Origin of the sequence: Paenalcaligenes niemegkensis (genome assembly GCF_022230885.1) — a bacterium.
Lineage (GTDB): Bacteria > Pseudomonadota > Gammaproteobacteria > Burkholderiales > Burkholderiaceae_B > Paenalcaligenes > Paenalcaligenes niemegkensis.
This window is the reverse complement of sequence record NZ_JAKGCT010000004.1, coordinates 1,208,191-1,223,617: the sequence shown is the minus strand read 5'-3', so window position 1 is coordinate 1,223,617 and position 15,427 is coordinate 1,208,191. Positions and strand designations below refer to the sequence as shown.

General features: G+C 53.1%; 11 protein-coding genes and 2 pseudogenes. 10 read left to right on the top strand and 3 right to left on the bottom strand.

Going from position 1 to position 15,427, the window contains the following annotated elements; translation table 11 throughout:
• The first annotated feature begins 7 nt into the window (after positions 1 to 7).
• The 10 genes and pseudogenes from cpaB to L1889_RS09875 all read left to right on the top strand — a co-directional run bounded on the left by cpaB (position 8) and on the right by L1889_RS09875 (position 12,606).
• Positions 8 to 964, top strand: coding sequence for a Flp pilus assembly protein CpaB (gene cpaB / locus L1889_RS09925; protein WP_238664990.1), 957 nt, complete (start codon positions 8 to 10; stop codon positions 962 to 964).
• Positions 965 to 1,004: 40 nt separating this feature from the next.
• Positions 1,005 to 2,311: pseudogene (locus L1889_RS09920) on the top strand (type II and III secretion system protein family protein).
• A gap of 33 nt (positions 2,312 to 2,344) precedes the next feature.
• Positions 2,345 to 3,610, top strand: a complete 1,266-nt coding sequence (locus L1889_RS09910; RefSeq protein ID WP_238664987.1) for a CpaE/TadZ family protein — start codon at positions 2,345 to 2,347, stop codon at positions 3,608 to 3,610.
• A 17-nt stretch (positions 3,611 to 3,627) separates the two neighbouring features.
• On the top strand, positions 3,628 to 4,977 hold the full coding sequence (locus L1889_RS09905) for a TadA family conjugal transfer-associated ATPase (RefSeq protein ID WP_238664986.1): 1,350 nt from the start codon (positions 3,628 to 3,630) through the stop codon (positions 4,975 to 4,977).
• Positions 4,978 to 4,979: 2 nt separating this feature from the next.
• Positions 4,980 to 6,878 (top strand): type II secretion system F family protein, encoded by a 1,899-nt coding sequence (locus L1889_RS09900; RefSeq protein WP_238664985.1) that lies wholly within the window; start codon positions 4,980 to 4,982, stop codon positions 6,876 to 6,878.
• Between the two features lies 1 nt (position 6,879).
• A complete protein-coding gene (locus L1889_RS09895) occupies positions 6,880 to 7,863 on the top strand; it encodes a tetratricopeptide repeat protein (protein WP_238664984.1) in 984 nt (327 codons plus the stop codon).
• 95 nt (positions 7,864 to 7,958) lie between these two features.
• Positions 7,959 to 8,312 (top strand): DUF3613 domain-containing protein, encoded by a 354-nt coding sequence (locus L1889_RS09890; RefSeq protein WP_238664983.1) that lies wholly within the window; start codon positions 7,959 to 7,961, stop codon positions 8,310 to 8,312.
• Positions 8,313 to 8,339: 27 nt separating this feature from the next.
• Positions 8,340 to 10,448, top strand: coding sequence for a Tad domain-containing protein (locus L1889_RS09885; protein WP_238664982.1), 2,109 nt, complete (start codon positions 8,340 to 8,342; stop codon positions 10,446 to 10,448).
• A 35-nt stretch (positions 10,449 to 10,483) separates the two neighbouring features.
• Positions 10,484 to 11,862, top strand: a pseudogene (locus L1889_RS09880) (sigma 54-interacting transcriptional regulator).
• An 18-nt stretch (positions 11,863 to 11,880) separates the two neighbouring features.
• Positions 11,881 to 12,606, top strand: a complete 726-nt coding sequence (locus tag L1889_RS09875; RefSeq protein WP_238664981.1) for a DUF2968 domain-containing protein — start codon at positions 11,881 to 11,883, stop codon at positions 12,604 to 12,606.
• A gap of 87 nt (positions 12,607 to 12,693) precedes the next feature.
• Here L1889_RS09875 and L1889_RS09870 read toward each other — a convergent pair whose 3' ends face one another.
• The 3 genes from L1889_RS09870 to L1889_RS09860 form a co-directional block, all read right to left on the bottom strand.
• Positions 12,694 to 13,827: a vWA domain-containing protein gene (locus L1889_RS09870; RefSeq protein WP_238665908.1), complete on the bottom strand. Its 1,134-nt coding sequence runs from the start codon at positions 13,825 to 13,827 to the stop codon at positions 12,694 to 12,696.
• A gap of 27 nt (positions 13,828 to 13,854) precedes the next feature.
• Entirely contained in the window at positions 13,855 to 14,433 is a 579-nt protein-coding gene (locus tag L1889_RS09865) for a GNAT family N-acetyltransferase (protein ID WP_238664980.1), read from the bottom strand.
• Positions 14,434 to 14,531: 98 nt separating this feature from the next.
• Positions 14,532 to 15,401 (bottom strand): AAA family ATPase, encoded by an 870-nt coding sequence (locus L1889_RS09860; protein ID WP_238664979.1) that lies wholly within the window; start codon positions 15,399 to 15,401, stop codon positions 14,532 to 14,534.
• Positions 15,402 to 15,427: the final 26 nt, after the last annotated feature.

Sequence of the window (15,427 nt, the reverse complement as noted above, 5' to 3'; positions counted from 1 at the left end):
GCAAGGTATGACGCGTTTTATGAAAATAGCCGCCATTGTGTTGAGCGTGCTGGCACTAATTTTGATTTTGTTAGCGATTAAATTGATTTTTGCTCCCGCGCCACAACCCGAGCGTGTGGTGGTACGGGAAGCCAGTACCGAAGAGCCCGTTGAAGCGATCGTGGTGCCGACCTATCCGGTTCTGGTGGCAGTACGGGACATGCAGGCCGGTGCAGAAGTGACAGCGCTGGATGTAGACATTGCCCAGTGGCCGATTCAGCCCCAGCACAGTTTGCCTGATGCTGAAAGTGCCATAGGCGAGTATCTGCGCCTGGACATTGCCGAGGGCGAACCCATTCTGCGGCCTGTATTTAAGCGTGGCATTGCCGAGTATCTGGGGGCTAACGAGCGGGCGCTGACCATTCCTGTTGATGAGCAGGTCGGAGCGGCTCACCGCATTCAGCCGGGTGATCATGTGGATGTGTTTTTTACGCTGGAACGGACTAATGAGATAGGCCATACGCAGTCGCGCTTATTGTTGCCTGCTGCCCGTGTGCTGGCTTATGGCGGCGATAGCGTAGATGGCCCTGCTGCACCAGCAGGCCAGGCACGCGCCGGTCAAAGTGAGGCGGCGGCGCGTCATGCGATGCTTGCAGTGCCTCTGGCACAAGTCAATGAGTTGCTGATGGCGACCCGAAAAGGACGTTTGCAGCTGGTGCTGCGGGCAGCAAGCGATGTTGCCATGCCCGAGCCCGAGCTGTTTGATGCCTACAAGCCATTGCGTGACGCTCGCTCCGGCTTGAGTACAGCACAAAAAGAGCAGTTAAACACGCCCGAGAACCTGGCTTATGCAGGACTCAGCCTTGAGGAAGTCGCGGTGAGCGACGAGGCGGTTGAGGCCCCCGTTGTACGTCAGACAGGTAGTGCCGCTGTGAGGCGTGTCCAGGTTATACGTTCAGGAAAAGTATCTGATGAGTCTTACTAAACGAGTTGTGCCCTGCGCCGCTTTTGCTATGAGAGTAAAAATGAAGCTTCATAAACTACAGTGGCTTTGGCTGGTAGCCGCGCTGGTGATGGTGGCTGCCATGTCGCCACTGGCAGTACAGGCTAACACCGTTGAACTGGTGGTGCATGATCAGGAGCTTCTGCGCTTTACCCGTCCGTTGACCCGTGTGGCCGTCGGCGACGATGCGGTGGCGGATGTGCAGGTGCTGGAGAGCCAGAGCCGTGGTGCGAATGAACTGCTGCTTATTGCAAAAAGAGCGGGCAATACCGATTTGCGCGTGTGGCTGCAGGGCCAGGAACAGGCGGTTCGTTATCAGGTCCGGGTCAAAAGTCAGGTTGACAAGGCACTGAGCGACAGCGGGCGTCAAGTGCAGGCCGATGTGGGTTCGGCCGGGAGCGTGGCCACCATTACGGGTACTTCTGATTCTTTATTAGAGCATCGCGATGCCATTGCGAGCGCCAGCGGCGCAAACAATGACACGACGGTGGTGGATTTATCTGAAATTAACCTGAGCGGCATGGTGCAGGTCGATGTGAAGGTCGTGGAAGTGTCGCGATCAGTAATGAAAGATGTAGGCATCAGCGCCGCAGCCCAGCGTTCCAGTGGCCGCTGGGCTGCAGATATTGCACTGCCTTTAACTGCGACTAACGGTTTTAACTTGATGTTCAGTTCGGCAAGCTTTAATGCCCGTTTAAGCCTGCTTGAGCAAAACCGCATGGCGCGGGTGCTGGCCGAACCCACCCTGGTTGCCTTGTCAGGCCAAAGTGCGAGCTTTCTGGCTGGCGGTGAAGTTCCGGTGCCCGAAGCTGGTGGCCTGGGTACAACCAGCGTCACCTATAAACCTTTTGGGGTAGGCCTGACCGTAACCCCGACGGTATTGTCGCGTGATCGTATTTCACTAAAGGTTGCTCCTGAATCCAGTGAGCTGGACTATGGCAATGCGATCCCCGTGGCCTCGGGCGACAACGTCACCCTGATGCCGGCTTTTAGAACGCGCCGGGCCGAAACCACGGTAGAGCTGGGCGATGGCGAAAGCTACATTATTAGCGGACTGGTATCACGCCAAACGGCCGCTGATGTGGCCAAGATGCCTTTTCTGGGCGATCTGCCCATTATCGGTGCCTTCTTCCGTAGCGTGCGCTATTCACAGCAAGAACTGGAACTCATTATTGTAGTGACCCCCGATTGGTAAAGCCCATTGCCAAGGATGTCGCCCTGCCTTTGCCGGGCGGACGCCAAGAGCGTAGTGATACCGCGACTAACGCATGGGGATACTACCTGCTGGGCCCACAGGGTGGTGATCTCATGCCAGGTTTTTCTAATTAATTTCATTGTCTTGCTCGTCAAGGAGTTTCACGTTTGCCGAACGACTGGAAATTTTTACTGTGCGGTTCAGATGCTGCTACAGCCGCTCGCTTAAGCGATGTTTGCAGTGAGCTAGGCTCATTGCAAGTAGGGACAGCTGCGACTCCGGAAGTGCTGAGCACTCTGGAGCAGAGTGGTGCGGATTTGGTGTTTTTTGATTTTGGAGCATGTGGTTCCGGTTGCGCGCAGTGCGATGCCGCTGTCGAGCTAACGCAGGCTGTGGCGCAAAATGCACCACAACTGGGCCGTATCGCCATCGGAGCCAGCGAGGACTCCAAGAGTGTGATTCGTGCCTTGCGTGCCGGCGTGCACGAATTTGTGGATTTATCGCGGCCGGCGGAAGTCCTGGAAACGCTAAGCCGGGTACTGCGTGATCAGGCAAGTCGCGCTCAGCTTGTAGCCCAGCCGAAGAAAGGACGTAGCGCACTGATTATGGGCGCGCGGCCAGGAGTAGGGGCGACAACGGCCGCCGTGCACGTGGCAGCACATTTGCAAAAACAGCTCTTGATTAACGCAGCGCATTGCGCAGAAAGCACCATGACTGATGATCACTCACGCTTGCCCCTTGAGCATCGTGTGTGCCTGGTCGATTTAGGCTGGCCTACCGGAGACAGTAATTACTATTTGAACCTGGCCTCCGATTTCAGCTTTATCGATGCCAGCAAACAGGTGCATAGGCTGGATGGCACCTTGTTGAAGACGGCGTTGCCGCAGCACCCCTGCGGTATGAGCACGATTACCTTGCCGACAGATCCCGGTGCAATTCAGGGAGCTTCCCTAAAAGATTGTCTGCAGCTTTGTGCTGTGCTTGCCCAGCACTTCGGTGCGTTGGTAATTGAGACCAATGGTTTTCCTAACCAAGGCTTTTTACGGCAATTGGCGGATCAGGTTGATGAGCGCTGGCTGGTATGCGACCAGAACGTAGCTTCATTGATCTCGGTTGCCGATTCGCTGGCTGCCTTTGAAGATTTGCCTTTGCAACTGGTGATCAATCGCTACGACATTCGGGCAGGCCTGCCGGCGAATGAAATAGCAGAGCGCTTCAAATTGAATTTACTGGCTACCCTGCCCGATCGTGGCTGGGAAATGCTGAAAGCGATGAACCTGGCCGAATTGATCAGCGGTGGCAATGAGCGAGACCCCTATATCAAGGCCATTTCAGCGATGGCAACAACGCTAGCCCCGGTTTCCGGGTTAATGCCGGCCAGCAACAAAATAAAATTGAAGTGGTTGGCCCGTTTGGCTAATCGCTCACGCTAACGAACAAGGAACGTGCAATGAGCTCAACGTCTTTTCCAGAGAGTGACTCGCTACTAGGCGGAGTGGATATACATCGCATCAAAGAGGCTGCTCATGAACACTTGTTGACGCGTATTGAAGAGCTGGGAGCAGAGTTCGGTCGCTGGACGCGAGAAGCCATACAAGAGTTTGTGGGCATCGAAGTCGCCAACTTTGCGCGACTGCGCCGTTTGCCGGTAAATGAGCTTGAGCAGCAGCAGATTGTGGATGCACTCACCAAAGAACTCGCGGGCCTGGGACCACTTGAAGACTTGCTGGCCGACGTAGAAGTGGAAGATGTGCTGATCAACGGCTTTGAGAACGTCTTTGTCTCCAGGCATGGCAGGCTGGCCCGGGAAAACATCCGCTTTAATGACAACAACCATGTGCTGCGCATCGTACGCCGCATTCTTGCACCCTTGGGACGTCGGCTTGATGAGTCCATGCCCATGGTCGATGCGCGCCTGCCGGATGGCGGGCGCCTGAACGTGGTGATTCATCCTTTAGCGGTTGATGGGCCCATGGTGTCGGTGCGTAAATTTCGTAAAGACCCGCTGAAGCCCAATGACCTGCTTGAACTGAACACCTTTGATCAGGCTATTTTCCAGTTGCTTGAGGCCGCGGTCGCCAGTCGCTGCAATATTCTCATATCGGGTGGCACGAGTTCGGGTAAGACCTCACTGTTGAATGCCCTGGCATTCTTTATTCCCACCACCGAGCGGGTGGTAACGATTGAAGATACGGCTGAATTATCGCTCAATCACCCTCATGTGGTGCGTCTGGAAGCGCGACAGACCGGTTATGACGGTAGCGGCGAAGTCTCCATCCGCGACCTCATCCGCAACAGTTTGCGGATGCGTCCCGATCGAGTGGTAGTGGGCGAGGTACGTGGCGCCGAGGTGATAGACATGCTGCAGGCAATGAACACGGGGCATGAGGGCTCAATGGCTACTATTCACGCCAACTCGCCGCGCGAGTGTTTATACCGTATGGAAATGCTGGCGGGTTTTGCCGGTTTTCAAGGCAGCGAAGAAAGTCTGCGCCGACAAATATCCAGTGCCCTGGACTTTATTGTTCAGATTGGCCGTTTGCCCAACGGGCGCCGGCGTATTCTCTCGGTGACGGAAATCACCGGTATGGGTGACGGCGTGATCTCGACGCAAGAACTGTATAAGCATGAGAACTACGTTGATGAGCAGAATGAAGAAAAAGACCGCTGGACCACCTTGGGTATTCATCCGCATAACCGCAAACTTGCCACTTACCGCGATAGGTTAAGCACGCAGGCACAAGAGAAGTTTGACAGCGATAACGGTAAAGAACCCGGCTTCTGGGATTGGAGGCGTTAGCCATGACAGGCTTTGTGCTCTTGGCTCTGGGTCTGGTGTTTTTTGGCGGGGCGCACTGGTTATGGCGCTACGCCCTGATGCGTGAACAGCGCAGGCGCGTAGGCGCGCGTCTTACGCAACAACTGGATCGCCTCGCACCGTCTGAGCTTGCCAATTTCCTGAAAGAACAGCGGCGTGGCTGGGTGCGGACGCCGCGTAGCTGGACTGAGCTGCTATTGAGGGCCGGCCTTGAAGAGTCCAAGGCACTTCATCTAAAAATCTTTGGCCCCATGCTGCTGGCCTTCATTCTGGTGATGATGACCTTGGGGGCCTTTGCCGCTTTTCTGTTTCTCTTTTGCTCGGTGCTGATCCTTTACTTCTGGCTGTGGTTACGGGCTGACAAGCGCTACAGAAAAATCACCGGCCAGATCCCTGATTTTCTTGAAATGATTGTGCGCCTGATGACCATCGGAAATAGCATGGGCGCTGCCTTTCACCGCGCGGGCGAAACCTCGCCTGAACCTTTGCGCTCCGTATTGGAGCGGGCCATTGCCTTGCATCGTTCGGGTAAAGAGTTAGACGAGTCCCTGCGTATGGTGTCCCGACTGTATGGATTGCACGATTTGTTTTTAGTGGCCTCGGTAATTGGGGTGGCGATGCGTTTCGGCGGACGTAGTGATCAGACCCTGGAGCGTATGGCGGCCTTTATGCGTGATCGCGAACATGCACGTCACGAGCTGCACGCGCTCTCTGCAGAGGTGCGCCTGTCTGCGTGGGTGCTGGGTCTGCTGCCCCTGTTATTGGCCTGCTACATCCTGATGTTCAATAACGCCTTGTTCATGGGCATGTGGCACGACAGCACCGGAAAAAACTGTTGCTCCTGGCGGTGGGCCTGCAGATCTCCGGCTCCTATTGGCTGTATCGCATGGCACGTCAGGTCTAAGGGGAAAGCAATGAATGAAAGTGACTTCATTTGGCTCCTTATCGCATGTGCGGCCCTGTGTGCGCTTTTTGCAGCCGGCATTGGTGCCTGGTTTTTGTTCAAATATGGAAGCGATCGACATAAGCTACGCAAGAACATGGACGCCGCCATTACCCAGCGTCAAACCGGCAGTGGCATTGAAAAGCAAAATCAGAGCCTGGCAAAGCGAGTCGTCCAGACGATTGAAGGCATAGGTCAGTGGGCGTTGGCGGGCCCCTTGGGAAAGTTTGTATTCGCTGAAGAAGATCGGGAGCTGGTTGATGGAAGCGGGTTCAAGAATCTGTCTCAGGCTCGTGTTTTATTTGTTGGAACACGGGTACTGACCACCTTTTTCTTTGCCTTTGTCGCGTCCTTTATTCCCCTGGGCGGCTTGCTGGAAAAAATCCCGTTCCTCAGCACTTTCCTCGGCTTCGGATTGGGCTGGATGATGCCCAAGTGGGTTTTGCAGCGACGCACAACTGAACGGCGAAACACCATCAAGCAAGAGCTGCCACTGTTTGTCGATTTAATACGCTTGCTGCAGGGGGTGGGGCTGTCGATGGATCAAAGCCTGCACACCATAGAACAAGAGTTCCAAAACGTGATTCCGGTGCTGGGGCATGAGCTGACGCTGGCACTAGAGCTTTATTCCCGAGGGCGCTCACGCGAGCAATCGCTTGAACGCCTGGCTAACAATTACCGTAACGACGATCTGGCAGCGATATGCCGCCTGATCGTGCAGGTCGATCAGCATGGTGGTGGCATGCAAGAACCGCTTAATCGTTTTGGCGAACGCCTGCGCGAGCAGCGCCGTTTAGGCCTTAAGGAAGAAGTCGGGAAGCTGACCGTCAAAATGACTGGTGTCATGGTCATCACCTTATTGCCCGCGTTATTGATCGTGACAGCCGGTTCTGGTTTTCTGGCCTTGTTCAGGGGCCTTTCACAAATTTCAGGGAGCTAGCATGAGGCTTGCTAAATGGCACCAGCGTGTAACAGTCAAGCGCCTCAGCGTGGTGGCCTTGCTGGCGTTGGCCGGTTGTTCCGGCAGCGGAATGGAAAGTGCCTATCAGCTTATTGAACAGCAGCAATCTCAACAGGCGCTGATTCGTAAGCACGAGGCCGACGAATGGAAGAAAAACGCACCGAACCAACGTGAAATTGCCCTGAACACCATCAGTGAAGTTCAGCAGCAAGGCCGTTACTTCGCCTCGCTTGCCTTTATAGATGCCTACGTATCCGAGTTCGGACGCAATGCGGAAATTGATGTGATGCAGGCCGAAGCGCTGCGCAGCACCGGTCAATTTGAAGAAAGCCAGGCACTTTACGAAAGCCTGGTCGCCGGTTCTGAAGCCGCCCTGGCACATCGTGGCCTGGGCCTGTTGGCGGGGCAGCAGCAGAATTATCCACAAGCTGCCAGACATCTGTCCAAAGCCGTACAGTTACGCCCCACCGATGCACGCCTGCTTAGTGACCTGGGTTTCGCACAGTTAAGGTCCCATCAGTTGGCACAGGCGCGTGTGTCATTAGGTAAAGCCGCAGAGCTGGATCCTGAAAACGCAAAAGTATTAAGCAATTTGGCCTTGTACCTGCTGGTCGATGGGCAAGAGCAGCGAGCCCAAGCCGTCATGGCCCAGCTAAAGATTTCGGATGGCGTGCGCGACGCCATTTATGAATTGGCACACGACATTCAGCGCGACGTAGCACTGGCGTCTCAGCCGGTCGCTGTATCGGGCGGTGCCGTCAGCGTGGTCAACCAGTCAAGTCACGAGTCCGCGGCAGCACCTCATCGTGTCGGCAGCGCAGAGGATGTGGCTGGCCCTGCAGCAGCGGCTGAAGCCAAACGTGTCGTCAGTGCTGTGAGCCAGTCAAACCCTGAACCTATCTGGGAGCAGTCGAATCAAGCCGAAATTCCATTCGGTTTTACCAATCCCCGATTAATTCAATAACGCATTATTGAGGCCATTATGAAACGAATTCTATTGACCTGCGGTGCTCTTACGTTTTTGGGGTCAGGTGCGCAGGCACAAAACCAGAACCCCTGATGCAGCGTATAGAAAACAGCCCCACCGCCGTGCAGTCGCAAAGCTTTGCGATACGCCCTACAGTAACGGCGCCCGCTCCGGTACAAGCAACACCACCGTCGGCCCCACAAGCCGCTGTGGTCCGTAATCAAGAAGCGCCTGCTGTGGCCAGTACGACTTTCGTTGCCCGTGAAGAAATAGGCGACGTCACCCGCATGCTGTTGGCAGCTCAGGCACGCAGCGAACGCAGTGGAACCGAACATACCGTTCTGGGCGTCACCGCCACCCACACCTGGGAGCGCTACATACAAAGTTTCACGCATCCCATTCCGCAGACATTTGAAACCCTGGACACCCAGAGATCAAGCAATTAGTAGCGTTTCAATTAAAGGGACGTAACCATGCAGCATTTAACGGATAAAACACGACACCTTGCCCACGCAGCCCAGCGTGGCGCAATCCTGATCCCCGCCGTCGCGGCGCTGCTGGTGTGCGTGGTGTTGTTAGGTGCTGCGCAGCTAGGTCTGTACTTCTCAGTCAAGCGCGACCTGCAAAACGTCGTGGATCTGGCAGCGCTGAATAATGTGGTGTTGTTGGATAACGTTGAACAGTTAGAGGGCTATGAAGATAATCCACGTGAGGTATGTGAAGCAGCAATGCTGGGCTACGTAAGTGACTATATATCTTCCAGGTCCGACTTTAATACTCGTCTTGATGAGGATGAAAGTGCACTAGTCGTTAGCTGCGAGCGCGTTAACGTCGTGGAGGACAAAGAAGACGGTGTTATTAGCTATCACGGCGAGCCGCTTGGCGTGACAGGCTCTTTCAGCGCCATTGGCGTGACCTTTACGCTGAAGGCTAAAGACTATGCTTTCTTCGGCAGTTTAGGTCTGGAAAACATCAGTGCGAGTTCTACTGCGTATCTGCCGCCTATAGATGAGTTTTTGGAGCAGCAGAGGTTTAGTGTTAACTACGATACGCTTGGCATTAACAACAGCGGATTACTTTCGTTGCTGCTGAAGCAAGTGGGGTTGAACACTGAGCAGGTGAGCGTGTTAACGCACAATGGCTTAGCAAACGTAAAACTTACACCAAGCGGTTTGCTTCAAGAACTAGATCTTCCTGTAGGTTTGGACTTGGATGTCGCAACATCGGGCGATTTATTAGATTTACACGATTTTAGAATAGCGGAACTTCTACAGGCAAGTGCTACGGTGCTAGGTCAGCAAGATTTGGCAGATGTGAGTGTGACTGCTCTATCGTCAGCTATACAGGCTTTAGCTAACTTGCCAGGATTTAGCACATCAGTGCCTTTATTTGGCACAAGTGGTTTTTTGAATATTGCTGATAATGGTAATTCAAAGGCTGCATTAGCAACAGTTATTGATTGGGGGGATTTTTTAAATACAGCAATTTCTATAGCTCAGAATAATACGGGTATAGAGTTGAAACCCACAGTGGGATTAGGAAGCTTATTAACGATAGATTCAGCAGTACGATTAATTGAGCCGCCAGCGACAGCTCCACTTATAAAGGGTGCTAAGGCAAATCACGCGAACGTAAGAGTGTACTTACGTGCAAAGCTAAATCTTCTTTTGTTGGAAGTCGATTTACCCATTTCAATTGAGTTAGGTCAGGGTGCAGCCACGTTGTTGGAGGAACCTACATATGATCGGGCTACTGCACAAGGTGAAGCTATTTTCGAGGTGAAGGGTTCGCTGGCAAACTTATGCATAGGTGATCCTGGTGTGATTTTTTCACGCATAAATAGTTGTGCCGATGAAGAACTCGTATTCCCACATAAGTTTGTAAAGGTATTAAATAGTGGCACTAAAACGGCCGGGTTAAAAATCCCTATTCTCGCTGACAGTACAGGTTCAAACGAACCAGTGATTGTGACGTTGGTTGCTGGAAAGCCGTCGGTTTCAGAACCGGTACAAACCTTAAAATTGAATTTACATGAGATCGTAAAACAAGTACTTGGTGAAACGATAGGGAAGATATTGGGTGGCATACTTGATGTGAAAAGTGATTTGCCCTCTAGAGAGTCTAATTTTACGGCACTGTCCAATAATTTGATTAGTGAGTATGGGAGCCTGAATCGGTTTAATAACGCTATAGAGACTACTGCTGAGACTCTAAATACTTATGATGTGACTAATCAACCCCCATCATTGGTTGAGTTTTTAACATCGATTGTTAGCTTTGCCGGCGATTTGCTTAAAAACTTATTGGACCTGCTGAGTAACTTGCTGTGCATATTTTGTAGTGATCAGACCAAGTTGTCTAAAATTTTAGTGGCAGATGGGGACGGCGGAGTTTCGATCCTTGCCCTCACAGTGCTAAATCAGTTATTAGAGCCCTTGGAAAATCGTCTTCTTAATCCGCTTTTAGAAAATTTACTAAAAACATTAGGTTTAGACGTGGGTGAAGTGACCGTTCGAGTAGACGAGTTTTTCAGCTCAGACAACTTTGAAGGGATCCTTATCCACATCGAATCTTCCGATTAACCCCCACCTACCCATCGTTTGACGCGGATTTACATATGACGCCTACGCTTTACGTAATTGAAGGTTCCTCTGATCTGTTTTTCGGGCAATGCGCTGCTTGGAAAGCAGTGACGTGGGCGTTATTCGGGTCGAGTCCGACACCTTATTACCCAGCACGGAAAATAGTTTGAAAACCGCCATTGCGCTGGTGTCGGTCTCTGTGATCGCGACACCCAATTTTCACGCGCAGCAGTGGCTAAGCAAACATGCAGTCCCGGTTATTTGGGTTGCCTCGTCTGAGCGGGCGGGTGATCCGCGTTATTTTCCCGAACGGCTTTCTCATACCTTATCGCCTGACTTTAATTGTGCTGAGCTACGGTTGTTAATTGATCAGATCAGTAGTGGTGGAGCATTGGCAGAGCAAAATACAGAAGAGTCCGTCCAGACAGAGCCGTTGATTGCGGTTTCAGCAGTGATGCAGGCCTGCCTGGATGAAGTCAGGCTGTATGCGGATACGCGTGCCAGCGTGCTGATACATGGCGAAACCGGTGTAGGCAAGGAAAGGGTGGCCAAGCTTTTGCATGAGCAGTCCAGACGCAAAAAGGGGCCCTTTGTTCCTGTTAACTGCGGCGCAGTGCCCGAAGGGTTGTTTGAAGCCCACTTTTTTGGTCACGCAAAGGGTGCTTTTACGGGGGCTGTGGGCGCCCACAGTGGCTATTTTGAGCAGGCTAATGGCGGGACGTTATTTCTTGATGAAATCGGTGACCTTCCGTTGCATCAACAGGTTAAACTACTCCGAGTTCTGGAGCAGCGTACGGTGACGCGTTTAGGGTCTACGGCAGAAATTCCTGTTGACTTTCGTATGGTTGCGGCAAGTCATCGCAGTTTGGCGCAGTTGGTGTCCGAGGGCCGTTTCAGGGCCGATTTGTATTATCGCCTGGCGGTGATCGAGTTGCATATTCCTAATCTGGAAGAGCGGGGCGGTCAGGAAAAGCTCGCCCTGTTTACGGCGCTGCTGCAACGTGAACTTGAAGTCCAGTCAGTGGTATTGCCCGATTGGGTGGGTTCTACGCTGGATGACATGGTGTTTGCAGGTAATGTACGTGAACTCGCCAATCTGGTAGAGCGGGTGGCCTTGCTGTATAAACGTGAAAAAAGTTGGGACAGTCCACAGATCAGGCTGGTGTTTGAACGTTTTGCCAGCGTAGGCCTGATGATGAGTTCTCAACCCGCTTTAGCGGTTGTTGCTGACAACTCCGAAAGTGAGTTCAGCACGACAGAACTGGCTGAGCGAGAAAGAATAATTGAAGCGCTGGAGCGTAATGCCTGGCGTCGTCAAGACAGTGCAGCTGATCTCGGCATCAGTCGTAAAGTCTTATGGGAAAAAATGCGCAAGCTCGACATTACAGAGCAGGGCGAGCGCAGCGAAGTTTAAAACAGGGAAACAACAACAATGGGAAGTACGACGATACGCAAGCAGGTCATGACCATTAAGCTGTGTTCGCTAGTGGTTCTAGCACTAGGTATTAGTGCATGTAGTTCAATTTCGTTAAAAGAAGACGAGCCTGCACGTCCGGTAGTGCAGCAGACGCAGGATACTGCCGAAGAAAGTACCGAGCTTAGGCCTATTGCTGAACCAGAGCCCGCACCTGCATTGCAAAAAACGCCAGGCGGTACCGCTGATGAGCTGCAGGCCTTGATACAAGACCGCAGCGTGCGCGAATTACGTACCGCTTATAACGGTTCGTATGGGGTGAGCATGCTGTTTAATCCCGAAACGCTTGACTATTACGTGGCGCTATTTCAGCAGCAGCGTTTCTGGCGTATTTTTAGAACCCAATTGCTATCCGAGGCAGAAAGCACCTACACCGCTTATAGGCAGGAAACGGTAGCATTGGCCAGTACCGAGTTACAGCGTATTCGCCTCGAAGCCGAATACAACAAGATCGAATCTGAACTTAGCGACAGTGCAGACACATTAACGACGCTGCAAAATGACATGGAATATCAGCGTCAGCAAGAAGCGCTTATAATTGCTGAGCAACAAAGCGCCAAGCGCGAAGCCGAGCAGTTGGCAGAGCAAGAACGCGAAGCCCGTAAACAGCTGCAGGTATTGCAAGAACAAATTCGTCAGCTAGAGCGTCAGCGCTCAACCATACGCCGCTTGCACGGGCAATAAACGGGGTTGATATGAACAGGAGGTGCTGCTGCAAATGGGGCGGCACCTCCTGTATGTCCTCGTGGCCGCGGTGTTACGGGGGCATTGTTATTTGGACAAGTAACGCATGCCTTCTTCCAGCCCTGAAAGGCTGACGCTGTACATGCGTTCTTGCATAATATGTTCAATCATCCCTATGCTTTGCCTGTATTGCCACATGGGCTTGGGCTCGGGATTCAGCCAGATGGCTTTGGGCCATTGGGCTAAAAGCCGTTGCAGCCAGACTACCCCGGTTTCTTTGTTGTAATGCTCGACTGAGCCGCCCGGTGCCATGATTTCATAGGGGCTCATGGTGGCGTCGCCCACAAGAATAAGGCGCCAATCGTCGTTGTAGCGGCGGATTACATCCCAGGTTGCGACACGTTCGTGATGACGGCGATGATTATGCTTCCACAAGGTCTCATAGGGGCAGTTATGGAAGTAATACACGTCCAGGTGTTTGAATTCGCTACGAGCTGCTGAAAACAGCTCCTCAACCATCGCAATGTGATCGTCCATGCTGCCGCCTACATCCAGCAGCATCAAGACTTTTACCGTGTTTTTGCGCTCAGCCGCCATTTTTATGTCGAGCAAGCCGGCGTTTTTGGCAGTGTGGCGAATGGTTTCCTTAAGATCCAACTCATCAGCGATCCCTTCTCGAGCAAAGCGTCGTAGGCGTCGTAGCGCCATCTTGAAATTACGCGTTCCCAGCTCTTGCTGATCGTCGTAATCCCTGAACTCACGCTTATCCCACACCTTGACGGCGGTGCGGTGTCCTGCCGAAGGGCCGCCAAGGCGTATTCCCTCAGGATGATAGCCGCCATGCCCAAATGGCGAACTGCCTCCCGTACCTATCCATTTGTTTCCGCCGGCGTGTCGTTTCTGTTGTTCTTCCAGGCGCTCCTTGAAGAGCTCCATCAGCTTGTCCCAGCCGTGCTTTTCGATGGCCGCCTTTTCTTCCGGGCTGAGGTTTTTCTGGAAATCCTTGATCATCCAGTCCAGTGGAATTTCTTTGCTGTCGGGCAGGGCTGCTTCTATTTTTCGGTAGAACTCACCAAAAGCCTGGTCGTAGCGGTCGAATAAGCTCTCGTCCTTGACCAGCGTCATGCGGGCCAGGTGGTAGAAAGCGTCGACAGTAGGAGGCATGATACGAGCCTGCAAAACGCCGAGCAAAGTCAGGTATTCTTGCACTGAAACGGGCAGTTTGTGTGCGCGTAAATGGTAGAAAAATCAGTCAGCATGGCGATTCAGTTGGTACTCCAGGTGCTTTTCGACTTCAGGCCACTCGCCTGCCAGCAGGCTGTACATCACGGTATCGCGTACCGTGCCGTCACGTCGCAAGGCGTGGTGTCGCAAGACACCGTCTTTTTGAGCGCCCAGGCGTTCAATGGCCCGTTGTGATGCAAAATTGAAATTGTCAGTACGCCAGCCCACCACCTTGGCACCGAGGGTACCAAAGGCGTGACGCAGCAAAAGCAGTTTGCAGGCGGTATTCACGTGACTGCGCTGCCAGCGTTTGGCATACCAGGTGTAGCCGATTTCAAGCCGGGCCACGGAAGGAATAATGTCGTGGTAGCGGCTGCTGCCGACTACCTCGCCGCTGCTGTCTTCAACAATAGCAAAAGGCAGCATATGGCCTTCTTCCTGACCTTGTAGGGCGGCGGCGATATACGTGGCCGCAGCGCCGGGTTCGGGCACGGATGTGACGCGTAAGGTCCAGAGTTCGCCGTCGGCGGCGGCAAGCTCCAGCGCCTGGGCGTGCTTACTCTGTAACGGGATAAGGCTGACCCCAAAACCTTTTAACGTCATGGGGAGGGTAGTTGGCTAAAGCCCTGTGTCGCATTCATGATTTTTTCCGGTTCAGATGAGATGTCTGGGTATCTTATATGGCAGCCAGCAGCCAGCCGTTAGCGGTGTTGCCCTGAGCGCGCTACGGCCGCCAGCCGTTGAAGCAGTGTCAGGTCTTGTTCGTTTTTGAGCAGGGCGCCTGCCATCAGGGGCAGATCACCGGTTGTTTTGCTGATGTCGTCAGCCGAAAACGCTTCGTTAGTCAGCAGACGCAGCCAGTCCAGAAATTCGGAGGTAGAGGGCTTTTTCTTGAGACCAGGCGCATCCCGCAGGGCAAAGAAGGTGTCCAGTGCGGCACGCAGAACATCGGCGCGGATGTCGGGATAATGCACCGCCACAATGGCTTTCATGGTTTCGCGGTCAGGGAAGTTGATGTAGTGAAAGAAGCAGCGTCGCAAGAAGGCATCAGGCAGCTCTTTTTCATTGTTCGAGGTGATGATGATCAGCGGACGATGGCGAGCCGAGACCGTCTGTTGGGTTTCGTAGACATGAAACTCCATCTTATCGATCTCGCGCAGCAAGTCGTTCGGAAATTCAATGTCGGCCTTGTCTACTTCATCAATCAGCACTACGGTGGGTTCGTCCGACTCAAACGCTTCCCACAGTACCCCCTTGACAATGTAGTTGCCAATGTCGTGTACCTTCTCGTCGCCTAGCTGGGAGTCGCGTAGGCGTGACACCGCATCGTATTCGTATAGCCCTTGCTGGGCTTTGGTTGTGGACTTAATGTGCCATTGCAGAAGAGGCCGGCCCAAGGCGGCAGCAACTTCCTCGGCCAGGTGCGTTTTACCCGTTCCAGGCTCGCCCTTGACCAACAAGGGCCGTTGCAGGCTTAGGGCAGCATTCACAGCCAGTTTCAAGTCGTCGGTTGCGATGTACCTGTCGGTACCCGAGAAACGAAGTTCAGAGGGGCTTAGCAAATCAGTCATAATCAGTTCACAAAAACAATAAGGGT